General features: G+C 42.1%; 27 protein-coding genes. 26 read left to right on the top strand and 1 reads right to left on the bottom strand.

Translation table 11 applies throughout. The annotated features are described in order from the left end of the window. Positions 1-57: 57 nt before the first annotated feature. The 10 genes from GT508_RS09305 to spoVAE all read left to right on the top strand — a co-directional run bounded on the left by GT508_RS09305 (position 58) and on the right by spoVAE (position 6244). Positions 58-1422, top strand: coding sequence for a tetratricopeptide repeat protein (locus GT508_RS09305; RefSeq protein ID WP_161144100.1), 1365 nt, complete (start codon positions 58-60; stop codon positions 1420-1422). 130 nt (positions 1423-1552) lie between these two features. After that, entirely contained in the window at positions 1553-1864 is a 312-nt protein-coding gene (gene spoIIAA / locus GT508_RS09300) for an anti-sigma F factor antagonist (RefSeq protein ID WP_055282902.1), read from the top strand. 1 nt (position 1865) lies between these two features. Next, positions 1866-2321: an anti-sigma F factor gene (spoIIAB, locus tag GT508_RS09295; protein WP_028087131.1), complete on the top strand. Its 456-nt coding sequence runs from the start codon at positions 1866-1868 to the stop codon at positions 2319-2321. Beyond that, positions 2300-3013, top strand: coding sequence for a SigF/SigG family RNA polymerase sporulation sigma factor (locus GT508_RS09290; protein WP_055282906.1), 714 nt, complete (start codon positions 2300-2302; stop codon positions 3011-3013). The genes spoIIAB and GT508_RS09290 overlap by 22 nt, the downstream gene beginning before the upstream one ends. A gap of 106 nt (positions 3014-3119) precedes the next feature. Next, on the top strand, positions 3120-3353 hold the full coding sequence (locus GT508_RS14440; protein WP_144101105.1) for a hypothetical protein: 234 nt from the start codon (positions 3120-3122) through the stop codon (positions 3351-3353). Continuing rightward, positions 3304-3978 carry a stage V sporulation protein AA gene (locus GT508_RS09285; RefSeq protein ID WP_161144099.1) on the top strand — a complete coding sequence of 225 codons (675 nt, stop codon included), beginning with the start codon at positions 3304-3306 and terminating at the stop codon, positions 3976-3978. Before GT508_RS14440 ends, GT508_RS09285 begins: the two co-directional genes overlap by 50 nt. Further along, complete coding sequence (locus GT508_RS09280) at positions 3938-4354, top strand: stage V sporulation protein AB (protein WP_144101106.1); 417 nt, start codon at positions 3938-3940, stop codon at positions 4352-4354. Before GT508_RS09285 ends, GT508_RS09280 begins: the two co-directional genes overlap by 41 nt. A 4-nt stretch (positions 4355-4358) precedes the next feature. Then, positions 4359-4820, top strand: coding sequence for a SpoVA/SpoVAEb family sporulation membrane protein (locus GT508_RS09275; RefSeq protein WP_161144098.1), 462 nt, complete (start codon positions 4359-4361; stop codon positions 4818-4820). Between the two features lie 34 nt (positions 4821-4854). Then, positions 4855-5859, top strand: coding sequence for a stage V sporulation protein AD (locus GT508_RS09270; protein WP_161144097.1), 1005 nt, complete (start codon positions 4855-4857; stop codon positions 5857-5859). A 28-nt stretch (positions 5860-5887) separates the two neighbouring features. Beyond that, positions 5888-6244: a stage V sporulation protein AE gene (gene spoVAE, locus GT508_RS09265; RefSeq protein WP_028087137.1), complete on the top strand. Its 357-nt coding sequence runs from the start codon at positions 5888-5890 to the stop codon at positions 6242-6244. Positions 6245-6428: 184 nt separating this feature from the next. On the opposite strand, the gene GT508_RS09260 is transcribed toward spoVAE, so the two are convergent. Next, positions 6429-7292, bottom strand: a complete 864-nt coding sequence (locus tag GT508_RS09260; protein WP_022415882.1) for a phosphoribosylaminoimidazolesuccinocarboxamide synthase — start codon at positions 7290-7292, stop codon at positions 6429-6431. A 208-nt stretch (positions 7293-7500) separates the two neighbouring features. Between GT508_RS09260 and GT508_RS09255 the strand changes: the two genes are divergently transcribed. From GT508_RS09255 to GT508_RS09180, 16 genes are all read left to right on the top strand, one after another. Then, positions 7501-10257, top strand: coding sequence for a translation factor GTPase family protein (locus GT508_RS09255; protein WP_161144096.1), 2757 nt, complete (start codon positions 7501-7503; stop codon positions 10255-10257). A 224-nt stretch (positions 10258-10481) separates the two neighbouring features. Continuing rightward, entirely contained in the window at positions 10482-11177 is a 696-nt protein-coding gene (locus GT508_RS09250) for a TVP38/TMEM64 family protein (protein ID WP_022415880.1), read from the top strand. A 20-nt stretch (positions 11178-11197) separates the two neighbouring features. Beyond that, positions 11198-11530, top strand: a complete 333-nt coding sequence (locus GT508_RS09245) for an arsenosugar biosynthesis-associated peroxidase-like protein (protein ID WP_022415879.1) — start codon at positions 11198-11200, stop codon at positions 11528-11530. 29 nt (positions 11531-11559) lie between these two features. Continuing rightward, on the top strand, positions 11560-12429 hold the full coding sequence (locus GT508_RS09240; protein ID WP_022415878.1) for a rhodanese-like domain-containing protein: 870 nt from the start codon (positions 11560-11562) through the stop codon (positions 12427-12429). A 23-nt stretch (positions 12430-12452) separates the two neighbouring features. Next, positions 12453-12668 carry a hypothetical protein gene (locus tag GT508_RS09235; protein ID WP_192934804.1) on the top strand — a complete coding sequence of 72 codons (216 nt, stop codon included), beginning with the start codon at positions 12453-12455 and terminating at the stop codon, positions 12666-12668. A gap of 104 nt (positions 12669-12772) precedes the next feature. Next, positions 12773-13006, top strand: coding sequence for a hypothetical protein (locus GT508_RS09230; protein ID WP_161144095.1), 234 nt, complete (start codon positions 12773-12775; stop codon positions 13004-13006). Continuing rightward, positions 13003-13683 (top strand): TVP38/TMEM64 family protein, encoded by a 681-nt coding sequence (locus GT508_RS09225; protein WP_161144094.1) that lies wholly within the window; start codon positions 13003-13005, stop codon positions 13681-13683. The genes GT508_RS09230 and GT508_RS09225 overlap by 4 nt, the downstream gene beginning before the upstream one ends. Then, positions 13673-14647, top strand: a complete 975-nt coding sequence (locus GT508_RS09220; protein ID WP_118224362.1) for a (Fe-S)-binding protein — start codon at positions 13673-13675, stop codon at positions 14645-14647. Before GT508_RS09225 ends, GT508_RS09220 begins: the two co-directional genes overlap by 11 nt. A gap of 16 nt (positions 14648-14663) precedes the next feature. Next, a complete protein-coding gene (locus GT508_RS09215; protein ID WP_118224361.1) occupies positions 14664-15995 on the top strand; it encodes a TIGR04283 family arsenosugar biosynthesis glycosyltransferase in 1332 nt (443 codons plus the stop codon). Positions 15996-16034: 39 nt separating this feature from the next. Further along, positions 16035-17051 (top strand): aminoglycoside phosphotransferase family protein, encoded by a 1017-nt coding sequence (locus GT508_RS09210; protein ID WP_161144093.1) that lies wholly within the window; start codon positions 16035-16037, stop codon positions 17049-17051. Between the two features lie 26 nt (positions 17052-17077). Continuing rightward, a complete protein-coding gene (locus GT508_RS09205; RefSeq protein WP_055282928.1) occupies positions 17078-17506 on the top strand; it encodes a C-GCAxxG-C-C family protein in 429 nt (142 codons plus the stop codon). Next, on the top strand, positions 17506-18471 hold the full coding sequence (gene arsS, locus GT508_RS09200) for an arsenosugar biosynthesis radical SAM (seleno)protein ArsS (RefSeq protein ID WP_161144092.1): 966 nt from the start codon (positions 17506-17508) through the stop codon (positions 18469-18471). Before GT508_RS09205 ends, arsS begins: the two co-directional genes overlap by 1 nt. Before the next feature lie 131 nt (positions 18472-18602). Then, a complete protein-coding gene (locus tag GT508_RS09195) occupies positions 18603-20087 on the top strand; it encodes an AAA family ATPase (RefSeq protein ID WP_055180556.1) in 1485 nt (494 codons plus the stop codon). Continuing rightward, positions 20087-21466: an MATE family efflux transporter gene (locus GT508_RS09190; RefSeq protein ID WP_161144091.1), complete on the top strand. Its 1380-nt coding sequence runs from the start codon at positions 20087-20089 to the stop codon at positions 21464-21466. Before GT508_RS09195 ends, GT508_RS09190 begins: the two co-directional genes overlap by 1 nt. Next, the gene (locus GT508_RS09185) at positions 21445-23673 is read left to right on the top strand and encodes an ATP-dependent helicase (protein ID WP_330576909.1); all 2229 of its coding nucleotides are present in this window, start codon (positions 21445-21447) and stop codon (positions 23671-23673) included. The genes GT508_RS09190 and GT508_RS09185 overlap by 22 nt, the downstream gene beginning before the upstream one ends. A 163-nt stretch (positions 23674-23836) precedes the next feature. Then, positions 23837-25906 (top strand): efflux RND transporter permease subunit, encoded by a 2070-nt coding sequence (locus GT508_RS09180; RefSeq protein WP_161144115.1) that lies wholly within the window; start codon positions 23837-23839, stop codon positions 25904-25906. Positions 25907-26034: the final 128 nt, after the last annotated feature.

Genomic DNA, 26034 nt, shown 5'->3' with positions numbered 1-26034 from the left:
CCGGAATGGAAAGTCTCAGCGCTGTACGAACAGTAACGGAAATATAGAGGGAAGTATATGGATTATACAACAAAATTGGCGTATCAGTCGAACTACTGGTATAATGACGGGCTTAAAAGAGCGAACATCCGGGATCTGACCGGAGCAATCACATCGCTGAAAAAGAGTTTACAATATAACAGAGATAACATCGCATCGAGAAATCTTCTGGGACTTGTCTATTACGGAAGAGGTGATGTGGTAGAAGCACTGACGGAATGGGTGTTAAGCAAGAATCTCCAGCCGAAAGAGAACATTGCCAATTATTATATTATAAAGATAAAAGAGAAAAAAGATGAGTTGGATCAGATCAATCAGGCGATCAAAAGATACAATCAGGCACTGGATTACTGTTACCAGCGCTGTGAGGATCTGGCTGTACTCCAGCTTAAGAAAGCAATTGAGATGCATCCGACATATGTGAAAGCATATCAGCTTCTGGCACTGCTTTACATTATGGATGAACAGTATTCCGAGGCGAGAAAGAATATCCGGATCGCACACAAGCTGGACAAGACAGATGATATCACCATGCGTTACATGCATGAACTGAATCAGGTGCGGAAGTCAAGGAATGTGCGCCTGGTCGATGATAAAGATACGGGAAAGAAGAAAAAAAGAAGACAGACGGTAACTTATAATATCGGAAATGAAACGATCATCCAGCCTGTCGCATCCGGTCTTAAGGATAATGTCGGATTGCACACAATGATAAATATTGCAATTGGTGTAGCTGTCGGAGTTGCGGTTATGGCTTTCCTGGTCATGCCGGCAGTATCTGCATCCAGACAGAGCAAGGTGAACAAGCAGACGGTGAAGTTCAGTGATCAGATTGCGACGCAGAAGTCACAGATCAGTGCACTGAAAAAAGAATTGGAAACATACCGTACAGATACCAAAGCTGCAGAGGAACAGAAACAGACTGCGGAGGTGACAAAGTCAAGTTATGAGTCACTGATGACGGTTGTATCGCATTATTCAACCGGAGATATGAGTAATTCTGCGCTGGCAGAAGAACTGCTGAAGATTAATGCAGATACACTTGGCACATCCGGAAAAGAAGAATATGACAGTTTGACAGAGAAAATTTATCCAAGAGTCTGTGAAAGCCTGTATGCAACATCCCAGAAGAATTATCAAGCGGCAAATTATGACACGGCGGTAACAAATCTGGAGCAGGTGGTACAGATGGATGAGGGATACCAGGACGGAGAAGCCATGCTTTTGCTTGCGCAGTCTTATGAAAAACAGGGTGAGCAGGATAAGGCGAATGCGTATTATCAGAAAATCATAGAAGAGCATGAGGGAACACAGGCTGCGACCGATGCACAGGAATCACTTGATACGCAGAATGCACAGAAGAGTAAGAAGAATAATAACTAGGATATGGATTGTCCTGGTATAGAAATGGCAGAAATACAAAAAGAGAAGGATATACACGTAAGAGGTGTATGTCCTTTTTTGTTTATGCACTATGCAAAATAATAGAAAGATGTAAATGGGGAGTTATAACATGAAGTATCAGGTACAGGAGAATTATCTGACTATATTTTTACCGGGGGAACTGGATCATCACAATGCGGAAGAGATAAGAAAGGAATCCGATCATCTGATTGAACATAATCATATCCGGTATGTGATCTTTGATTTTGCAGATACGAAATTCTGTGACAGTTCGGGAATCGGAGTGATCATGGGACGTTACCGTAAAATCTATATGCTGGGCGGCGAAGTCTGTGCGGTACATACCAGCGAACGGATCCGTAAGATCCTGACTATGTCAGGGGTAACAAAAATCATGCAGATATATGAGGAGGAGAAATAAAATGGAAAATACCAATGAAATGCAGATTATTTTTGACAGTTATTCCTCGAATGAATCATTTGCCAGAGTTGCCGTTGCAGCATTTATGACATCACTGAATCCGACAGTTGAGGAAGTTGCAGATGTAAAAACGGCTGTGTCGGAGGCTGTGACGAATGCGGTGATTCATGGCTATGAATGCCGGGTGGAGAAGATATTCCTCCGATGTACAACCTGTGAAGACACATTGGAGATAGAAGTGGAAGACCATGGAAAAGGAATCGAAGATGTGACAAAAGCGATGGAGCCGTTATTTACCACCAGGCCGGAACTTGACCGGTCAGGAATGGGATTTTCTTTTATGACAGCATTCATGGATCAGGTTGAAGTGAGTTCCGAACCGGGAAAAGGAACCATTGTGAAAATGAAAAAGACAATCGGAAAAGGACGAAAGATATGGACCACACAATCGCTTTAATTCAGAAATCTCACGAAGGGGATGACGAAGCAAGAGCACAGATTGTGGAGGAAAATACGGGACTGGTCTGGTGTATCGTAAGACGCTTCGCAGGGCGCGGAACAGAAATGGAAGACCTGTTCCAGATCGGAACGATCGGACTGCTGAAAGCAATTGACAAGTTCGATCTGAGTTTTGAAGTGAAATTCTCAACTTATGCAGTCCCGCTGATCAGCGGTGAAATCAAGCGGTTCCTGAGAGATGACGGAATGATCAAGGTCAGCCGTTCACTGAAAGAACTGTCATACAAAGCGTATCAGACGCAGGAAAGGCTCGGAAAAGAGCTGGGAAGAGAGCCGTCGGTTGCAGAGATTGCAGAAGATTTAAAGGTCGCACCGGAAGAACTGACGATGGCAATGGATGCATGTACGGATGTGGAATCACTGCACAGACCTGTCTGTAAAAAAGAAGGACAGGAAATGTCATTGATGGAGAAAGTCGGTCAGGCTGATGCGGCAGAAGAAAGAGTTGTAGATCATCTGCTATTGAAAGAACTGCTGAAAAATCTGGATAAGGACGAGAGAAAGCTGATCTATCTACGATATTTTTCGGAAAAGACACAGACACAGGTAGGAAAAGAACTTGGAATTTCACAGGTTCAGGTATCCAGAATGGAAAAGAAGATATTAAAAAATTTAAGAGAGAAGTTATAACAGGCACGTCAGGGATCGATTCTATGTATGGAATCCATGCATAGAATTGTCAGAATCCGGCATACTAACTCATGAGATCCGGTAAAAGAAAGCATGGGAAGAAAGGGTGAGAATGTTGGAAGAAGGCAGAAAGAAGATCAGGATGTGCCTGATCTTTGTTATTACAGCAGCAGTGATCATAGGATTTATTTATTATTTTCATGATGTAAAAGGCAGTCACGGAGTAAATGAAGGAACGTTGGTAAAGAAGACGGTATACTATCAGGATGAAAAAACGGAGGTGAAGAAAGATGGCAGGGAAGGCAGGCACTGTATATATAAAGGCAGACCGGAATGTTGAGGTGGCAAAGGCATCCGTGATGATCGGTGATGTGCTGAAGATAGAGTGTACAGACCCGGCAATGCTTGCCAGGATCCGGAGCATTCATCTGCTGACCTTTCATCATCCGGATGATAAGAGACAGCGTAGAACAGTGGTATCACTTCTGAAAGTGATACAGAAGATCCATGAGATATATCCGGATGCAGCAGTAGAAAATATCGGAGAAACGGATTTTATCGTGACGTATGAGGAACAGGATGGAAAAGGCGGGATCATCCATGGCGTTAAGATTGTGGCTGTAGTACTGATCAGTTTCTTTGGCGCAGCATTTTCAACAATGGCATTCAATAATGATGTAGGTGTGACCAGAATGTTTGGACAGGTATATGAACTTTTAACCGGTACAAAGTCAGATGGATTTACAATCCTGGAGTTCACATACTGTATTGGTATTGTGATAGGAATTCTGACATTCTTCAATCATTTCGGAAAAAAACGATTGTCGGTAGATCCGACACCGATGGAGGTGGAGATGCGTCTTTACGAGAATGATATACAGACAACGCTGGTAGAGACATATTCCAGAAAGGAGAAAGAACTGGATGTTGGCGAAAAACATATGTCTGGCACTACTGGGATTTAGTGCAGGGATTACGGCGGCAGGCGGACTTTTTTCTTTTATCATAGGCCTGGGTGTGATATCGGACTTTGCCGACCGGACACATACAGGAGAACAGGTTATGTTATATGAAGATGCGGTTGCAGCCGGAGGAAGCCTGGGCGCCGTTATTTCTGTGTATCATCCGGCGGTTCCGTTCGCAGGCTGTCTGCTTCCGGTCATGGGACTGTTCGGAGGAATCTTTGTGGGCTGCTGGGCAATGGCTTTGGCGGAAATGCTGGATCTGTTTCCGATCTTTATCCGGAGAATCCGTATGGTAAGAGGGATTGCAGCGGTGATGATTGGAATCGCATTTGGAAAAGGTCTGGGCGCATTATTGTTTTTCTGGAAGAGGTGGTGATGATATGGAGAAGAAAGAACAACAACAGTCATATGAAAATTATGTCAGGCAGAAAACACCGGTGCATAATCTGCCGGTAAATATGGCGAAAGCATTCGTTACAGGCGGTGTCATCTGTGTGATCGGGCAAGGCATTCTGAATATCTGCGAGAAAGCGGGACTGGGCAGGGATATGAGTGGAAGCTGGTGTTCGATGCTTCTGGTGCTTCTGAGTGCAGTGCTTACCGGATGCAATCTGTATCCGCAGATCGCAAAGTGGGGCGGTGCAGGAGCGCTGGTACCGATTACGGGATTTGCCAATTCAGTGGCAGCACCGGCGATTGAATACAAGAAAGAAGGACAGGTTATAGGAATCGGGTGCAAGATATTTACCATTGCCGGACCGGTGATCCTGTATGGGATATTTACAAGCTGGCTGCTTGGACTGTTCTATTGGCTGCTAAAAGCGGCAGGAGTTGCGGGATAATCTGTATGGAAATATAGCAGGAGGATATAAGAATATGATAAAAGGAAAGCAGAGTATAGCATTTAATGCATCTCCGTATATTGAGGAAAGTGCATCTGTCGTCGGTAAGAAAGAAGGGGAAGGACCACTTGGCAGCAGGTTTGATATGGTGGGTCTGGATGATATGTTCGGGGAGGACACCTGGGAAAAAGCGGAAAGCAGTATGCAGAAAGAAGCCTGTCAGCTGGCACTTGGTAAAGCACATCTGACGGCAGGGGCCATCCGGTATCTGTTCGGAGGCGATCTGCTAAGGCAGGGAGTGGCAACATCACTTGGAGTTGAACAGCTGCAGATACCGATGTTTGGTCTGTACGGTGCATGTTCAACGTCAGGGGAAGCACTCGCCCTGGCATCGATGTGTGTGGCGGCAGGATACGGAGAGCGGATGCTCGTAGTGACATCCAGCCATTTCGGAAGTGCAGAAAAGGAATTCCGTTTTCCGCTCAGTTATGCGAATCAGAGACCGCTGTCTGCACAATGGACGGTGACCGGAAGTGGAGCATTTATTGTTGGAAAGAACAGGAGTCATGTGAGGATCACCGGAGTGACGGTCGGTAAGATTGTGGATTATGGCTTGAAGGATTCGCAGAATATGGGCGCATGTATGGCTCCGGCAGCCTGCGATACGATCATCCAGAATCTGGAAGATTTTGAAAGAAAAGAAGAAGATTATGACCGGATCATTACCGGAGATCTCGGATATGTGGGACAGAGTATATTATTTGATCTTATGCGGGAAAAAGAATACGATATCAAAGAAAGACATATGGATTGTGGGATGACAATATTTGATCAGAGCAGGCAGGATACCCATGCGGGAGGAAGTGGCTGCGGATGTGCTGCAGCAACGTTATCGGCGTATATCCTGCCTGCCATTGCAAGCGGTGAGTGGAAGAGGGTACTGTTCGTTCCGACAGGAGCACTGATGTCGACGGTCAGTTACAATGAGGGAGCAAGTGTTCCGGGAATTGCACATGGAATCGTGCTGGAACACTGTTAGACAAAAACATACAGGGAGGAAACATAATATGGATTATATCAATGCATTCTGGGTGGGAGGTCTGATCTGTGCACTGACACAGATATTGCTGGACCGGACAAAGCTGATGCCGGGAAGGATTATGGTGCTTTTGGTGTGCAGCGGCTCTGTATTAGGAGCACTGAAGATATATCCGGTGATTCAGGAATATGCAGGAGCCGGTGCCAGCGTACCATTATTGGGATTCGGTAATCTTTTGTGGAAAGGTGTCAAAGAAGCTGTAGATAAAGAAGGATTCATCGGGATATTTATGGGCGGATTTAAGGCAAGTGCCGTTGGAATATCTGCAGCACTTATCTTTGGCTATCTGGCATCGCTTGTCTTTGAGCCGAAGATGAAGAAATAATGTTCAAAGGTAGTTCATGTATTATAATAAAACTCCCGCAGAAGCTGTCAGAGTGGCAGTCCCGGCGGGAGTATTTATACTAAAATATGCAAGAGAAACTGCCGGTGGCAGATCCTCTGCATTGCTACCTGATCAGATGATCGAGAAAACAGCAAGGAGTTCGTTATCTCTGAATACAGGGGAATTAAGCAAGTTCTTCACCTGTGATCATCTTGTAGCACTGAAGATATTTGTCAATTGTTTTCTGGACAATATCATCCGGAAGGTTCCAGTCATTATCCGGGTGAGAAGTCAGCCAGTCACGTGCAAACTGTTTGTCGAACGACGGCTGTCCGTGTCCCGGTTCATAACCTTCTACAGGCCAGAAACGGGAGCTGTCCGGTGTCAGCATCTCATCACCGATAACCATATTACCATTTTCATCAAGACCAAATTCGAATTTGGTATCTGCGATAATGATACCACGGCTTAATGCATAGTCTGCACATTTTTTATAGAGAGCGATCGTACAGTCACGAAGCTTGGCTGCATATTCTTCGCCTTTACCAGGGAAATATTTCTCAAGGTGGGCAATGCTCTGCTCGTAAGAAATATTTTCATCATGATCTCCGATCTCAGCTTTTGTGGATGGTGTATAGATTGGCTCTGGAAGTTTATCCGATTCTTTTAATCCTTCCGGAAGTTTGATGCCGCATACAGTACCATTCTCCTGATAACTCTTCCATCCGCTTCCTGTGATGTAACCACGTACGATACATTCGATTGGAAGCATCTCAAGCTTTTTGCACATCATGCTGTTACCGTCATATTCTGGTTTCTGGAAGAATTCAGGCATATCTTTCACATCAGTAGAGATCATGTGGTTTGGAAGAATGTCTTTTGTCAGGTCGAACCAGAATTTAGACATCTGCGTCAGAACAGTTCCTTTCTTGGAAACAATATTCTTAAGAATTACGTCAAAACAACTGATACGATCAGTGGCAACCATAATCAGGCTGTCTCCGTTATCATAAATTTCACGGACTTTACCTTCTTTTATTGGTTTCATAACAATACCTCGCTTATTTATTATTTTTTTTAATATGTCCTCACTAATAGTCAAACAGATTTTTCAGGAAAAAACAATAGTAAATTGCAAAATTATGAAAAAAAGTACAAAATATAAATTATGATGTATAATAAGAATATCGTAAAAAAGAATACTGATAAGTAATGGTAATAGTGACTGATAACGACAGATAATAAGGAAAGAAATTATGAAACATATTACAATTGGAATCCTGGCTCACGTAGATGCCGGGAAAACAACATTATCGGAATGTATGCTTTACTTAAGTGGGCAGATCAGAAAGCTCGGAAGAGTGGATCATAAGGATGCATTTTTGGATACATACGAGCTGGAGCGGGAAAGAGGAATCACGATCTTTTCCAAACAGGCAGAATTAAAGATGGGTAATCTGGGGATAACTCTTCTGGATACACCGGGACATGTGGATTTTTCGGCAGAGATGGAACGTACCTTACAGGTGCTGGATTATGCAATCCTGGTGATCAACGGCGCAGACGGGGTACAGGGACACACGCGTACGCTTTGGAGACTGCTCAAAAGATATCAGATACCGACGTTCATATTCATCAATAAGATGGATCAGTTGGGAACGGATAAGGCAAAGGTACTGGCAGATCTGCAGAACAGACTGGATGAAGGATGTATCGATTTTTCGGAGATAACGGAAGAAACGTATGACAGTCTTGCCATGTGTGATGAGAAAGCGATGGAAGAGTATCTGGAGTCAGAGAAAATAGAAGAGGATACAATTGCTGAGATAATCGGTAACAGGAAAGTATATCCGTGTTATTTTGGTTCGGCGCTGAAGATGGAAGGCGTACAGGAATTCATGGATGGGATGACTGGTTACATAGAGAAAAATCAGCAGAGAAAAACAGATCCGGCATCCGGTAAAAGTGACATGAAAGGAAAAAGCACAGGTTTTTTTGGCGCAAAAGCCTATAAGATTTCCAGGGATGCAGCAGGGAACCGCCTGACACATCTGAAAGTAACATCCGGAAGACTGAAAGTGAAAGATATCCTAAAAGGGGATATGCGGAAGAACGGTCACTCAGGTGAAACAGAGGGTGCCGATCATAGCTGGGAAGAAAAGGTCAATCAGATCCGCATTTATTCCGGTGAAAAATATGAGATGGTGCAGGAAGCGAAAAGCGGCATGGTATGTGCAGTAACCGGATTGAATTATACTTATCCAGGTGAAGGCCTTGGCATAGAATGCGATTCCGAAGCACCGGCACTGGAGCCTGTCTTAAGCTACAAGATCGAACTCCCGGAGGGGTGTGACGTCCACAAAATGCTCGGAAATTTACGTATACTCGAAGAAGAGGACCCAATGCTTAAGATTGTATGGAATGAAGAACTGGGAGAGATCCATGCAAAACTTATGGGAGCAGTCCAGATCGAGATATTAAAAAGTCTGATCAAAGACAGGTTTGGTGTAGATGTGGAATTCGATACGGGAAATATCGTATATAAAGAGACCATCCAGAATACAGTGGAAGGTGTGGGGCATTTCGAACCGCTCCGGCATTATGCGGAAGTACATCTGAAGATGGAACCGGGAGAAAGAGGCAGCGGTATTGTGATCGGAACGAATTGTAGTGAGGATATGTTAGACAAGAACTGGCAGCGTCTGATCCTTACCCATCTTCTGGAAAAAGAACACAGGGGTGTGCTGACAGGTTCTGTGATCACGGATATGAAGATCACACTGACGGCAGGACGGGCACATCTGAAACATACCGAAGGCGGGGATTTCCGGCAGGCAACCTACCGTGCGGTGCGTCAAGGACTGATGCAGGCCGAAAGTATGCTGCTGGAACCGTATTATGATTTTCAGCTGGAAATTCCATCGGGAATGATCGGACGGGCACTTACAGATATTCAGCGGATGAATGGGGAGACCGGTACACCGCAGACAGAAGGAGAGATGACGACGATCGAGGGATATGCACCGGTTACAGGTATGCGGGATTATCAGATGGAAGTGAATTCTTATACAAGAGGACAGGGACATCTGACCTGTACGTTCCGCGGCTATGAACCTTGCCGGAACGCAGAGGCAGTGATCGAAGAGATTGGTTATGATCCGGAGCGCGACATCGAGAATCCGACAGGATCCGTCTTCTGTTCCCATGGTGCAGGATTTAACGTTCCATGGAATCAAGTGCCAGAGTACATGCATTTGGAGAATCAGCTTGAAAAAGAACAGGCATTAGAAGAAGCAAAGAGGCAGTCCGAGCAGGCAGCAAGACAGGTACCGAGAGCGGCCAGAACACCGGGAGTCTATTCTAAAGCAGCAGAAAAAGAACTGGAAGAAATCTTTATCCGCACATATGGAAAAGTAGAAAGAAAAGGTGGACTGACACCAAAAACTTACGAAAGTGAGTATGCGAAAAAGCAGCGCAAAAAAGAAGAGGCTATGCAGGAATACCTGCTGGTTGACGGATACAATGTTATTTTCGCATGGGAAGAGCTGAAAGAACTGGCAAAAGTCAGCATCGAGGCTGCCAGAGACAAACTGATGGATATCCTGTGTAATTATCAGGGGTATAAGAAATGTGTCCTGATTCTGGTATTTGACGCATATAAGGTAGAAGGCTATGCACTGGAGATCCAGAAGTATCATAATATCCATGTCGTATATACCAAAGAAGCCGAAACTGCCGATCAGTACATTGAAAAGGTCGTTCATCATATCGGAAGAAAGTATCATGTGACGGTCGTGACTTCCGATGGGGTAGAGCAGGTAATCACGATGGGGCAGGGTGGAACCCGTATTTCTTCCAGAGATTTCTTAGAAGAGATTGAATATACAAAGAAATTGATTGAAGAAGATAATGAAAAACAACGGGTCAGTGACAGGAACTATCTGTTTGACCATGCGGATGAGGAATTTGTGAAGAAAATGGAAAAAATCAGGCTTGGAAAAGAAACTGAATAAGGATAAGTAAAAAATAAGCACATAGAAAAATCTTAAAGATCCGATTTTTCTGTGTGCTTTGTATTGTTATCCGGTAAAAGCAGGGACTTGATGAAAGTATGCATATATAGAAATAATATATAAATGATGAAAACATATCAATAAACACAATTAGACAGATAGATTATTTATTGGTAAAATAATATTTAATGATAGCATGCAAGTCATGAATGAAGGGGGAATATATGAAAAAGAAAAATGATTGGATAAAAAAGGGAATCTTGATCATAGTTTTACTGGTATGCATTGCTGCATATTTATGGGTACCGGGGATACATAAGACAATGAACCGGATATTTAAGATGTTTGCAAGCGGAGACTTTACAGTTGTAAGAGATTTTGTTGCGTCATATGGGGTATATGCGGCACTGATGTCTTTCTTGTTAATGATTTTTCAGTCAATCGCAGCACCTCTTCCGGCATTTTTAATTACATTTGCCAATGCCAGCCTGTTTGGATGGTGGAAAGGTGCGATTCTTTCATGGAGCAGTGCAATGGCGGGAGCAGCCATATGCTTTTATATTGCAAAAATATTAGGACGTGACGTAGCGGAAAAATTAACAAGTAAAACAGGTCTTGAACAAATTGATACATTTTTTGAACGTTATGGAAAGAATACGATTTTAATCTGTCGTCTTCTTCCGTTTGTATCATTTGACATTGTTAGTTATGCGGCAGGTCTTACTTCGATGTCATTTGTTTCATTCTTTGTTGCTACGGGAATCGGACAGTTACCGGCAACCATCGTCTATTCTTATGTGGGCGGTATGCTGACTGGCGGAGCGAAACTTCTTGTAACAGCATTATTGATTTTGTTTTCTCTTTCGGCATTAATTTTTATGCTGAGAAAGATATATATGGACAGACAGTCCGGAAAATAAAAAAAGGGAGGAAAAAGAATATGGAAACATATTACAATCCGGAGGATCTTGCAAAGTTTGGGACAATCGGGGAAAAAGCATCAGAGTTGGCAGAAAAATTCTTTGCTTATTACAATGCGGTATTCGAAGAGGGTGCGCTGACTGCAAGAGAGAAATCATTGATCGCACTTGCAGTGGCACATACCGTACAGTGCCCATATTGTATTGATGCTTACACGAACGACTGCCTGGATAAAGGTGTCAGCGAAGAACAGATGACAGAGGCGGTACATGTAGCAGCGGCGATCCGCGGCGGAGCAAGTCTTGTACACGGGGTACAGATGAAAAATATTGTAAAGAAACTGGAGTTTTAATTAAAAAAGAAGAAAAGAGGAAAAATAAGATGAAAAAGAAAATTGTGACATTATTACTGGTAGCTGCAATGACAGGTACAATGGTTGTTGGATGTGGATCAAAGGCTGATGATAAGACAGCAGATACGAAGACAGAACAGACGGATGATAAAAAGGATACAGAGGAAAAGAAAGAACTGGCAGATGATGAATACCAGTATGTATCCGCAGCAGATACAGTAATTGCAGATGGAGTTCACGTGTTAGATGTAAGAGAATGGGAAAATTATTCCAAAGGAAGAGTTGCAAATTCAGAGTGGTGCCCAATCTTCCCATTGGAGGACGATTCCCTGGTAGATGAGATGACAACTTATGCCAAAGATCATCTGAATGACGGAAAAGATATCTATGTTATCTGCAACAGTGGAAAACGTGGAGCTGAAAAAGCAACAGCTGTATTAAGAGATGCAGGAATTGAACCAACATCCATCTATACAGTAGAAGGTGGAGCAGAAGCACTTGGTAAAGAAAATGGGGCATTGACCACAGACCGTACAGAAGAAAATATCGATTGGAAATATGTATCAGGAAAGGATGCCGTTGACAAGGTAGGAGATAAAGATGTACAATTTTTAGATGTTCGTGATGATGATACCTATAAAGCAGGTCATCTGAAAGGAACACTTCAGTGCAGCCTGAAGGAATTTGATACACCGGAAGCACAGACAGAGATGTACAATCTTGCAAAAGACAAGATGGACAAGGACGAGCCTGTATATATTCTCTGCTACAGTGGTAATAAATGTGCAAAAACAGCAATTTCAGTAATGAAAGATGCAGGATTTGATACAGATAATTTGTTTATCATTGAGAATGGAGCAAAAGACGGTGATGTATCCGCAGCTTTTGTAACAGAGTAAAGATAGGTGTTCGAAAGAATCTGTTGTGGTTTACAAATGATGATGGAACAGGCTGGAGAGCAACCGTACCATTTCTTGTACTTTATGAAAATGGATATGATAACATTTCTGTGTATGATGGTGGATGGTATGAGTGGCTAATGCATGATGACTATCCGGTACAGGTTGGTGATCCGGCAAGTGATGAGTGTGTTCACACAACAGTTGGAGAACTTCCTACAGGAAAAGCTGCAAAATAAAACATAGCAGAGAGTGTAGAGAATTTCTGCGAAAATATAATACAAAGGTTATGGGCGCTGTCACTGGATATCAGTGACAGCGTTTGGTAGTATTAAGGAGAAAAATGAAAAAAATTATTTATATATGTTTAGATTTATTAACCATAGCGTTTTTGATCGGAGGATATGCGTTCCAATATTTTACAAGAAAAAAACTGGGGATGCTCCGGTGGGTGAATTATCAGAATATGCAGATCCAGAAGAATCCTGTTTATGATATACTAAAATATATTACAGTTGCTGCTGCTATTGTACTTATCGTATTAATTATTGTGGGATATAGGAAGAAAAAAGAATGAAAAATAAAAAATTGTGGATATTTATCGGAATTATTGTTCTGATTTTGATATTAAATCACATATTTGGCTGGTCTTCTTATCTGGGAAATACAGAGAATCTGAAATTCCTGGAAAACATGGTACAGGAAAATTTAGTGTTGGCGATTGGCATCTATACCATACTTACCATCATAAGCTGTGTGGTACTTGCACTTCCGGGGGTGACATTTGCAATCGTTGCAGGTCTGGTATTTGGACCGGTACTTGGAACCATCTGTTGTTCCGTAGCGACTACACTTGGGGCTATGGTAGCATTTGTTGTAGGAAGATTTTTCTTACAGGACATTATTAAGCCGATGGCGATGAAGAACAAATATTTAAAAAAATGGTTATTTGATGAGTCTGGAAATAATGAAGTATTTATTCTGATGATCACAAGACTGGTTCCATTATTTCCGTATAATCTGCAGAATTTTGCTTATGGTGTGACAGATATTAAGTTTTCAACATATTCCATTTGTTCTTTGATCTTCATGCTTCCGGGAACAGCTATGTATACGGTTGGAATGGCAGGACTTGCAGACAAAGAGAACCGTATTCTTTATATCGGGATAGCAATTGTTCTGGCTGGGATGGTAATAGGGCTTGGTACGTTCCTTAAGAAGCATTATGTGCAGGAGGAAAAAAATGAAGGATAACAATACAGTAGAAGCGTGTACCCATTGTCACGTCTGCCAGAATCAGTGTGAATTTTTGAAAAAGTACGGAATAGATATCGGAGATACAGAGAAGTTAAAAGAGCTTTCTTATCATTGTTTCCTGTGTGGAAAGTGCACAGAGGTATGCCCTGAGAATATTGATGGAAGAGAGTATATTCTAAATCTCCGGAGAGAAAAAGTAGAAAAATCCGGTGGAACTTTGGAAGAAAAAGGATATGGGATGCTGTTAAAAGAAAAAAAAGATTATATATATCGGAATTACAGACATGCACAAGGGGAAAGTATTCTGTTTCCGGGATGTAATTTTCCTTCTTTTTATCCAAAGACGACTAAGAGGCTGGTAAATGAACTGAAAAAATATGGTATAGGAGTGGCATATGACTGCTGTGGAAAGCCGATTGTAGAACTTGGCATGAAAGAGGATGAAAAAAGGATTATAAGTCAGATACAATCAGAATTGCATAAAAGAAAAATCAAAGAAGTAATCATGCTTTGTCCGAACTGCTATGCATATTTAAAACCAAGAATGGAAGAAGTAAAGGTTGTAAGCATTTATGAAAAGCTTGAGGAATTCGGAATCGGAAAGAAGAATCTGCTTCCGGCAAAGGTGTTCCTTCCATGTCCTGACAGGGAAAAGAAAGAACTGTTAGGAGAGATAGAGCAATACATAGAAGGAAAGCTGACTCCAATCGAAGAGGTACAGTGTTGTGGCTTAGGTGGCTGTGCCCCTGTAAAAGAACCAGAACTTGCAAAAAATATGGGAGCAGCGTTAAAAAACAGTGGCGGGCAGAAGATTTACAGCTATTGTGCGTCCTGTGCAGGCAATCTAAATCGGAACGGATGTAAGAATGTCACTCATATTTTGACAGAAATATTAGAAACAGATGAAAAAGCCGATACAGGGAAATCGATGTTGAATAGGATGAAAACAAAATTTATATAAGGGGATAACGACGGAAATGAAATGGGCAGTGATCGTATTTACCAGAGTTCCCATTCCGGGACAGACAAAGACAAGAATGATGCCATATTTTTCGCCGGAAGAATGTGCAAAACTTCATGAAAATTTTCTGAAAGATATTGCACAGGAATGCGAAAAAGTAAATGCTGACATATTCGTATGCTACACACCGGAAAAAGGGAAAGCATATCTGGAAAAATTATTCAGGAAAGCAAAAGAATATATTTCCCAGACAGGGGAAGGTCTGGGAGAAAGGATGTATCAGGCAATCGAATATGTACTGGAAAAAGGGTATGATTCCTGTGTATTAATAGGAACGGATATACCGGAACTGAAATGTTCGGATTTGGAGTATGCGTTCAGGCTTTTGGATGTAAATGATGTAGTCTTTGGTCCCACCGTAGACGAAGGGTATTATCTGGTCGGAATGAAAAGACCGGTATGTGAAGTGTTTGAAAAGAAGACATATGGAACAGGAAATGTACTGGAGCAGACCGTGCAGCCATTACAGGAAATGGGACTGACAATCGGATATGTAAGAAGATTGCAGGATATGGATGACAGAGATGATATTACGGCGTATCGGAGCCGGATGAGGAGGCAGAAGTTACTTCAGAACACACATACTGGACGTTACCTGCTAAAAAAACAGAAGATTTCTATCATTGTGCCGATCTATAATGAAGAGACAACGATAGAGAAACTGCAGGAGCAATTAGAAAACTTACAGGGAAAGTGTGAGATCATTCTAGTCGATGGTGGGAGTACAGACGCAACATTGTCGATGATCAGACCGGGATTTAAAGTACTGCATTCGGAAAAAGGCAGGGCGAACCAGATGAATCTTGGCGCAAAAGAAAGTACCGGAGATATTCTTTTCTTTCTTCATAGTGACAGTGAACTTCCGAAAAGACCGCTGGAAGAAATCAAAGCAGTGATAAAAGATCATGAAGCAGGATGCTTTGGCATTGCATTTCATTCCAGACAGTTTTTTATGTGGACATGCAGAGTTATTTCAAATCATAGGATAAAAGACAGAAAAGTGATGTTTGGAGATCAGGGGATTTTTATCACAAGAGAACTGTTCTTCAAAGCGGGGATGTTTCCGGCTCTTCCGATTATGGAAGATTACCAGTTTTCGCTTACGTTAAAGGAAATGGGAGTAAAGCTTGGCATTGCTAGGCACAGAATCTATACGTCAGACCGGAGATTCCCTAAAAAGGTGATTCCGCAGTTAAAAGTGATGTGGAAGATGAACCGGCTAAGAAAAATGTACCGGGATGGTGTGCCGATAGAGACGATATCGAAGTTATATAAAGATGTAAGATAAAATGTCAGGAAACAATATAGCCAATAGGGGATCGGGATTATGGAACGTATAAAAGGATTAAATGAATATGTGAAAAATGAAAAGTATAGGAAAGCATTAAATCTTCCGAATGAACAGGAAGAAGAATATACAATGCTTGCACAGGGAGAGTATAATATTAATTACAGCTTCACGCATCCAAAGACAGGGAAAAAACTTCTGTTACGTGTCAATTGTGGGAGTCAGATGCATCTGGAAAATCAGATTGGGTATGAATGTCATGCACTGCAATTGCTGGAAGCATCGGGAAGAACGCCAAAAGTGCTTTATGTAGACGGGAGCAGGAAATTTTTAGATTACGGAGTACTGGTAATGGAATATCTGCCGGGAAAAGCATTAGACTATCATACGGATTTAAAATATGCGGCAGAGTGTCTGGCTGATATACATAGTGTCAGAATACCGGAATCAGAATCGGGTTTGATTCGGCCAGAGAATCCACTGACCGCAATATTGGAAGAGTGCGAAGAGATGGTGAAGATATATATGGATTCACCGCTTGGAAAAGACAGGATGAAAAGGAAAATCCGAGATTTGCTTGATAAGGCATGGAAAAAGGCAAAAGAATTCCATATGGAAGATTCACCGTATCAATGCTGCATTAATACAGAACTGAATTCCACGAATTTCTTGATTGGAGGAGAAGGAAAGCCGAACTATCTCATTGATTGGGAAAAGCCGTTATTTGGAGATCCGGCACAGGATCTGGGACATTTCCTTGCACCGACAACGACGTTTTGGAAAACGGATGTGATATTGAGGGAAGAAGAGATAGAAAATTTTCTGAATGAATATCTGAAATGTGTGTGGGCGCGTTTTGATATAACGGGATTAAAAGAACGAACAAAAGTATTTATGGAGATTACATGCTTAAGAGGAATCACCTGGTGCGCAATGGCATGGGTGCAGTATCAGCAGCCGGATAAACTGATCATAAATGAATCTACATATCGGAAGCTGGAGGATTATCTGAGTGATGGATTTTTAGAAAAAATAGAAATATTTTTGGAACAATAATGTAAGTGAGAATAAGGAGAAAAGAGATGGAAAAAGAAAAAATTGCGGAACTTTTTATGAAAGGGATTGACTGTTCTCAGGTTGTAGCAGGGGCATTTGCAGAAGAACTGGGGATCACACAGGAAGAAGCATATAAGATGGCTGCAGGATTTGGCGGTGGAATGGGAATCGGTGAAACCTGCGGTGCAGTAGTTGGTGCAATGATCGTACTGGGACTGAAATTTGGACATTGTGATACAGAGCATATGGAACAGAAAGATATCATGAATGCCAAAAGAGCAGAGTTTCTGACAAAATTTCAGGAAAAATATGGTGTCTGTAGCTGTAAAGGATTATTAAAACATGATATTGCAGATCCAGAGGGCATGCAGAAGATACTGGAAGAGGGACTTTTGTTTGATTTCTGCCCGGAAATAGTAAGAGATACCATTGAAATATTGAATGAGGTTGTGTAATGAATGATATCATCAAAGATTTTCATGAGCTGACAGAGATTCCGGTATTCCAGGAGATGGTGCCGGATAAGAAGTATATGGATACAGAAGAGCATCTGGATGTATTGCAGATGAATATCGGACGGAAATGTAATCTACTTTGCAAACACTGCCATGTGAATGCCGGACCTGCAAGAACAGAAGAAATGTCAAAAGAAGTGATGGATGCCTGTCTTACATTTGCAAAGGAACAGAATATTGCAACGATAGATATTACCGGAGGTGCACCAGAGATGAATCCACATCTGGAATATCTGATAGAAGAAAGCAGTAGAATCTGTAACCATGTAATCATCAGAACGAATCTGGTCATATTATTGGAGGAAGAATATGAACAGCTAATGGAAGTGTATGCAAAGAATAAAGTAGAAATTGTGTGTTCTCTTCCGTATTATCGTGCGGCAGAGATGGATAAGGTGCGCGGAGAAGGATCATTTGATAAGGCTATTGAAGTAATCAAACACCTGAATGCGATAGGATATGGAAGAAATCCAGAACTGGTATTGAATATGGTCTATAATCCGGCAGGTGCTTTCTTCCCACCTGATCAGGAAGCAATGGAAAAAGAATATAAACAGAAGCTATTGCAGGATTTCGGAATTGAATTCAATAGTCTTTACACTTTGTATAATAATCCGATGGGAAGATTCGGAGCGTTCTTAAGAAAATCAGGGAATCTGAATCGTTATATGAAAAAATTATTCGATGCATTCAATGCAGATACAGTGGGGGCATTGATGTGTAGGACGCAGATTTCCGTGGATTATGATGGACAGTTGTATGATTGTGATTTTAATCTTGCGGCAGGAATTCCGGTTGTTGGAAATCAGAAAATTTTTGATGTGACAGGAAAACCATATCAGGTTCGTAAAATACGGATGGATAAGCATTGTTATGCATGCACGGCGGGAGCCGGTTCCAGCTGAGGCGGCGCAACGAGTTAGGCAGGCTGCCTGACAAATACTTCTGGAAGAAGAGCGTGTATTATGTTACACTAATGCAGTATGAACAATAATTATGCATGGAAATGTAAGAATATACAAAAGGAGAAAAGAATATGCCAGTTTTTGATTTTAACGCAACGCCGGACGAGAAGAAACCAGCGGAATGTACATATACGGTAATCCGCTCTAATGAAAATGAAGCAACTATAGAAAAACCAATGATGATCCTGGATAATAAGCAATGTAAATGGGAACATCATTCCTGCGGCGTATTTACCAATCCGATCAAGAGGACATCATTCGAATTTCAGCAGGAAGACGGAACCGTAAGTGCAGACATCTTAAAGATCGATGCAAGGTTTGTAAGTCTGTTAAAATGGCTCGGAGAGAATCATATTAATGTGCGTCTCTCAGGAGAGAATACAGAAGAAGGATATGCAGTATACAAGATCCGCGAGATTGCATTTGGCGGCGGTACAAAGTTATCTGCAGAAGATGGATTCCTGCAATTTATGATCGAGCGTCTTCTGGCAAGTAATGCACCGGCAGAAGAGGAGAATGATGAAGATGAAGACGAAGCAGGAGATGATATGAAGCTTACCAGTCTTCAGAGTATCACAGACTTCATGAACTGTGCGGGAAGAACCCTTCCGGATAATATCCGCCTTTGGGCAAGACGTAATCTTGCCGTGGCACGTTCTCATGAAGTATCACCGGAAGAAAGACGTCATGCACAGAGAGCGCTTTCTATTATGATGAATGTACAGTGGAAGAGCAATTATTTTGAAGCGATCGATCCGGATGAAGCGCGCAGAATTCTTGATGAAGAACTTTACGGAATGGAGCGCGTAAAGCAGAGAATCATCGAGACCATAATCCAGATCAACCGTACACATACATTGCCGGCATATGGACTTCTGTTAGTGGGACCGGCGGGAACCGGTAAATCACAGATTGCCTATGCGGTGGCACGTATCCTGAAGCTTCCATGGACGACTCTGGATATGAGTTCGATCAATGATCCTGAGCAGCTGACAGGAAGTTCTCGTATCTATGCCAATGCAAAGACAGGTATCATCATGGATGCATTTGCCATGGCAGGAGAATCAAATCTGGTATTCATCATTAATGAGCTGGATAAAGCAGCATCCGGAAAAGGAAATGGCAATCCGGCCGATGTACTTCTGACATTACTGGATAATCTTGGATTTACAGATAACTATATCGAGTGTATGATTCCGACCGTAGGAGTATATCCGATTGCGACTGCGAATGACAAGTCTCAGATCAGTGCACCGCTGATGTCACGATTTGCCGTGATCGATATCCCTGATTACACACCGGAAGAGAAGAAAGTGATCTTCTCCAAATTCGCACTTCCGAAGGTATTAAAGAGAATGAGCCTTAAGGAAGACGAGTGTATCATGAGTGAGGAAGGATTGGATGAATTGATCAAGTTATATTCTAATACATCCGGAATCCGTGATCTGGAGCAGGCGGCTGAACACATTGCGGCGAATGCCCTGTATCAGATTGAGGTAGATCATGTGAAATCTGTTACATTTGATGCAGAAATGGTAAGAAATCTGTTGAGATAATGAAAACTGCAAGAACAACATTTTTTACAAGAGATAAAAATTTTTATAAGACATTTTTCCGGTTGATGCTGGTTGTGGCACTTCAGAATCTGGTGGCTTACAGTGTGAATATGCTTGATAATATCATGCTTGGAAGTTACAGCCAGAATGCATTGTCCGGTGCGGCAACGGTGAACCAGATATTCTTTATTGTGAACCAGCTGGCATTGTCTATTGGAAATGCACTGGTAGCAATCTGTTCTCAGTACTGGGGAAAGCAGGAGACTGAGGAAATCCGGAAGCTGACAGGAGCAGCACTGGCACTCAGTATTCTGATCGCAGCAGTGGTCGTGACAGCCTGTACGTGCATGCCGGAGTGGCTCCTGGGAATATTTACGACGTCACCTGAGATTATTGCGGAAGGAAAGGCATATCTGGGACTCCTGAAGTGGACATTTTTACTTTTCATGATAAGTAATCTGCTGATTGCTATGCTTAGAAGTGTAGAGGTAGTGAAGATTTCATTTGTCATATCAGTAGTGTCATTGATCACAAACGGTTGTATCAATTACACATTGATTTTTGGACATTTTGGATTTCCGGAGATGGGGATCAAGGGAGCAGCAGTGGGAACGTTAACTGCAAGAATGCTGGAACTATTGATCATTGTGGTGTATGTGTGGAAGATAGATACGAAAGTCCGGTTATTTGACGTTGATTTGATCAGAATCATATTTGCGCCGGAGAATAGAAAGATATGGAGGGCATTCTTAAAAGTTGCATTTCCAATCATGTGCTCAGGGATGATCTGGGCAATCTCGGTACCGATGCAGACGGCAATTCTCGGACATTTGTCCGCAGATGCAATTGCTGCAAATTCTGTATCCAGCACATTCTTCCAGTATCTGAAGGTGATCGTAATCGCCATATCATCTGCATCTGCAGTTGTGATCGGGAAAGATATCGGAGAGGGAGATATTGAAAGAGTAAAATCTGATGGAAGAACGCTTTCTGTGATTGATCTTCTGATCGGTGTAGTGCTTGCTTCTCTGCTATTTGTATTGAGAGGACCGCTGTTATCCATGTATAAACTGACAGATACGGCAGCAGTCCTGGCAGATCATTTCATTATGATCATGAGCATAGTTATGGTAGGAATGTCATATCAGATGCCGGTATCGATAGGTGTCATTCAAGGTGGGGGAGATACAAAGTTCTCCATGTATATGAATCTGATCTCTACATGGGGGATCGTGATGCCGCTGTCATTTTTGACGGCATTCGTGTGGAAACTCCCGGTGGAACTGGTCGTGATTGCAGTGCAGTCGGACCAGTTGTTCAAAGGAATTCCGGTATTTTTACGATTTAGGAGCTATAAGTGGATTCACAAATTAACATAAAAAGAAGTATGGAATGGAAAGAATTTGAAACAACATTTTCGGTAAAATTAAATCAACAGCAAAAAGAAGCAGTACAGAGCACAAAAGGGCCGGTACTGCTTCTTGCCGTACCCGGATCAGGAAAGACCACGGTACTGGTGACACGTCTTGGTTATATGATCTACTGTAGGAATATTCCTCCGGAGAGCATACTTACGGTTACATATACGGTGGCAGCGACAAAAGATATGTCCGAAAGATTTGCAGTCCGTTTTGGCGAGGATATGGCAAAGAGACTGGAATTTAGGACGATCAACGGAATCTGTGCGAGGATTATCCAGTATTACGGAAGACGGATTGGAAAGACACCATTCGAACTGGTGAAGGATGAAAAGACAACGACAGGGATGCTGATCAGAATCTGTCAGGATCATGGCATAGGATATCCGACGGAGAGTGATCTTAAGAATGTAAGAACGTTGATCACATATATAAAAAATATGATGCTGACCGAAGAAGAACTCCAGAAGTTAGAAGAAGAGTCGGATATCCGAATTGCAGGAATCTACCGTGAATACTGTAGTCAGATGCGTGCGCAGAATCTGATGGATTATGATGATCAGATGTTGTATGCATATAAGATGCTGAGAATGGATCCTGGACTTCTGGCGTATTTTCAGAAATTGTATCCGTATATCTGTGTAGATGAAGCACAGGATACATCAAAAATTCAGCATGCGATCATTGCTTTGCTGGCGACAGAATCGGGAAATCTGTTTATGGTCGGAGATGAGGATCAGAGTATCTATGGATTCCGGGCGGCTTATCCGGAAGCGTTGTTGTCGTTCGAAAAGAATCATAAAGGTGCAAAGGTACTTCTGATGGAAGAAAATTTCCGATCGAATGCGAAGATTGTGGAGGCAGCGGATAAATTCATCCAGAAAAATACGCTTCGTCATGAAAAACATATGAAGCCTGCAAGAGAGGCAGGGACGGATATCAGAGAAATTTCTTTAAAATCCAGAAAGGCAGAGTATGTATATCTGATGAGGGTAGCACAGGAATGTATGACCCGGGAAAGCAGCCTGCAAAAGAACGGTATGGATGCACGGAAAGCGGAGACGGCGGTTCTATACCGGGATAACGAGTGTGCTATTCCGTTGATAGATCTTTTGGAGAGGAAGAATATTCCGTACAGGATGCGGAATGCAGAGCTGTCTTTTTTCACACACCGTACGGTTCTGGATGTAGAGAATATCATACGGTTTGCAATGAATCCGAAAGATACTGACAGATTCATGCAGATATATTACAGATTGAAATTGTTCTTCCGTAAGGAAGATGCTTTAAGATATGTTAACTTGAGCAAGGAGAAAGATATGGCGGTTCTGGATGCGGTACTTAAGTATGATAATCTGGAAAAGTATCAGGAGGATAATATCCGTAATCTGAGACGGCAGATGGAACGCATCTTAAAGATGACAGGGGATGAGGCGGTTGATCAGATACTGACATATATGGGTTATCAGGATTATCTGAAGAAAATGGGCATGAATGCAAATAAATTAGAGATTGTCAAGATGATTGGAAGCAGGGTAGACTCTCCGGAAAAATTACTGGAACGTCTGGAAGAGCTTAGAAAGATCATCCGGGAAAAGAAGACGGAAAGCGACTGTCCATTTATTCTGTCTACCATGCATGCGAGTAAAGGACTGGAATATGATACCGTCTATCTTCTGGATGTTATGGATGGGATACTGCCGGAAAAAGTTCTGGTAAATCCGCGGACGGCATCGAAAGAAGAACTTGAAACTTACGAGGAAGAAAGAAGACTTTTCTATGTAGGTGTGACCAGGGCAAAGAATCAGCTGAATGTATTTACGACGAATAAGCCGTCTAAATTCTGCAGTGAGCTGCTGGGAAAGAGGAATCTGAGAGAGAATCGGCAAAAAGAATATGCAGGAATAAAGAAATGGGGAGATTATAGTCCGGCGGAAACATATGGCGTAAAGGAAAATGGAATGTATCATGGCTCTCAGAAGCAACCGGGAAAAAGCTATCAGGAACTCGCAGATGCACTTGGAGAAGGCATGATTGTAAAGCATAAGAAATTCGGTGAGGGTGTCGTGGTAGACATGGAGGATGATCACATCCGGATACAGTTTGGAGACAATGTAAAGAACATGGATCTGAAGGTTCTGGCAAGACTTGGAATGCTGGAAATATAGGAAAATTTCAATCCGAAAATGCAGCGATACAATCTGAGAAAATTGTATAAGAATAAAAATGACCAATAGTCAAAAACTGTATTGACTGTTGGTCTTTTTTGATGTATATTGCAATTAGGTACAAAAAATGACCAATAGTCATAAAGGAGGGGCGGTTATGAATATGGTCGCATTTGGCAAAAAGGTAGTAAAGTTCAGAATTCCGATAATGATCATCAGTATCTTACTCCTGATTCCGGCAGGGCTTGGATATGTGAATACAAGAGTCAATTATGATGTGCTGACGTATTTGCCGGAAGATATAGAGACGATGCAGGGACAGGATATTCTGGTAAAAGACTTCGGAACCGGTGCATTTTCCATGTTTATTGTGGATGGAATGGAAGATAAAGAGGTGTCGGCCCTGAAAGCAAAGATTGAGAACGTGGAACATGTTCAGAAAGTTTTATGGTATGATTCGCTGGCAGATATCAGTATGCCAAAGAGTATGATCCCAAAGGATGTCTATGAGGTGTTCAATTCCGGTACAGGAACGATGATGGCGATTTTTTTTGACGAGGGTACTTCATCTGACGGAACGATGGATGCCATTGGGGAGATCCGTAAACTGGCAGGAAAACAGTGCTTTTTAAGTGGTATGTCAGCAATTGTTACGGATACGAAGAATCTGGCTGAGAAGGAGACACCGTTATATGTACTGATCGCAGTCGTATTGGCAGTGATCGTATTAGGTCTTACGATGGATTCCTATTTTATTCCTTTACTTTTTATGCTGAGTATCGGAATGGCAATCGTGTATAATTTGGGAAGCAACTACTTCTTTGGAGAGATCTCGTATATTACAAAGGCACTGGCAGCAGTACTTCAGCTCGGAGTGACACTGGATTATTCGATCTTTCTGATGCACAGCTATGAAGAACAGCAGATCCGTTACAACGGTGATAAAGAACGGGCAATGGCACATGCGATATCACAGACATTCTCATCTGTAATCGGGAGCTCGGTTACGACAGTGGCGGGATTTATTGCCCTGTGTTTTATGACATTTACACTGGGTATGGATATCGGTGTAGTTATGGTAAAAGGTGTCATCCTCGGAGTGATTGCCTGTGTGACAATCCTGCCATCTATGATCCTGTGCTGTGACAAATGGATCATGAAGACGATGCATAAGCCTTTCCTTCCGGATATTGGAAAGATATCAGATAAAGTTACGAAGCGGTATATGATCTATGTAATCCTTTTCCTTGTACTTTTGTTCCCTGCAATCTATGGAAATAACCATACAGCCGTATATTACAATCTGGATGAGACACTGCCAAAAGACCTTCCAAGTATTATTGCAAATGAGAAGCTGAAAAAAGATTATGACATGAATACGACGCATATGATTCTTGTGGACAGTTCCGTAGAATCGGCAGATGTTGCAAAAATGATTGATAAGATGGATGATGTCGATGGTGTTAAATGGGCACTTGGACTGGATGCACTGATCGGACCGGCAATTCCGCAGGACATGATCCCGAATTCTGTAACAGATATGTTGAAGAATGATAAGTATCAACTGCTATTGGTCAATTCTGAGTATAAGGTTGCATCGGATGAATTGAATGCCCAGATCAAAGATCTGAATAAAATATTACATAAATATGACAAAGGTGGCATGTTGATCGGTGAGGGTCCGTTGACAGCAGATCTGATCGATATTACGGATACGGATTTCAAGACAGTCAGTATGGTATCGATCGGTATCATTTTCGTGATCATATTGATATTATTTAAATCCATTTCGCTTCCGGTTATTCTGGTTGGTGTTATTGAATTTGCCATCTTTGTAAATATGGGAATTCCGTATTATACAGGAACGAAACTGCCATTCGTCGCATCGATTGTCATCGGCACGATCCAGCTTGGATCAACGGTGGATTATGCGATCCTTATGACAACGAGATATAAGAGAGAACGCAATCACGGAGCGGAGAAATACGATGCGATCACTACCGCACACCGTGCATCAGCACAGTCGATCATGGTAAGTGCGCTGAGTTTCTTTGCAGCAACAATTGGTGTCGGATTGTATTCAAATATTGATATGATCAGCTCGTTGTGTATATTGATGGCGAGAGGTGCAATCATCAGTATGATCGTAGTCATCTTTGTATTACCGTCGATGTTCATGGTATTTGATAAGGTGATTGTGAAGACAAGTAAGGGATTCTTACCTGCGAAATAAAGCATATAAGGATTGATTTATATAACCAGAATAAAAGCAAGCCCCGTATTTTGGTATGCTCCCCGTCAAGAGGACAATAAAAAATAATAAATTTTTGTATCGTCAGCCATGCTATGGCTGGCGATATT

It is taken from the genome of Dorea sp. BIOML-A1, from assembly GCF_009875615.1.
GTDB lineage: Bacteria > Bacillota > Clostridia > Lachnospirales > Lachnospiraceae > Dorea_A > Dorea_A amylophila.
This window is presented reverse-complemented; position numbering and strand designations above follow the sequence as displayed.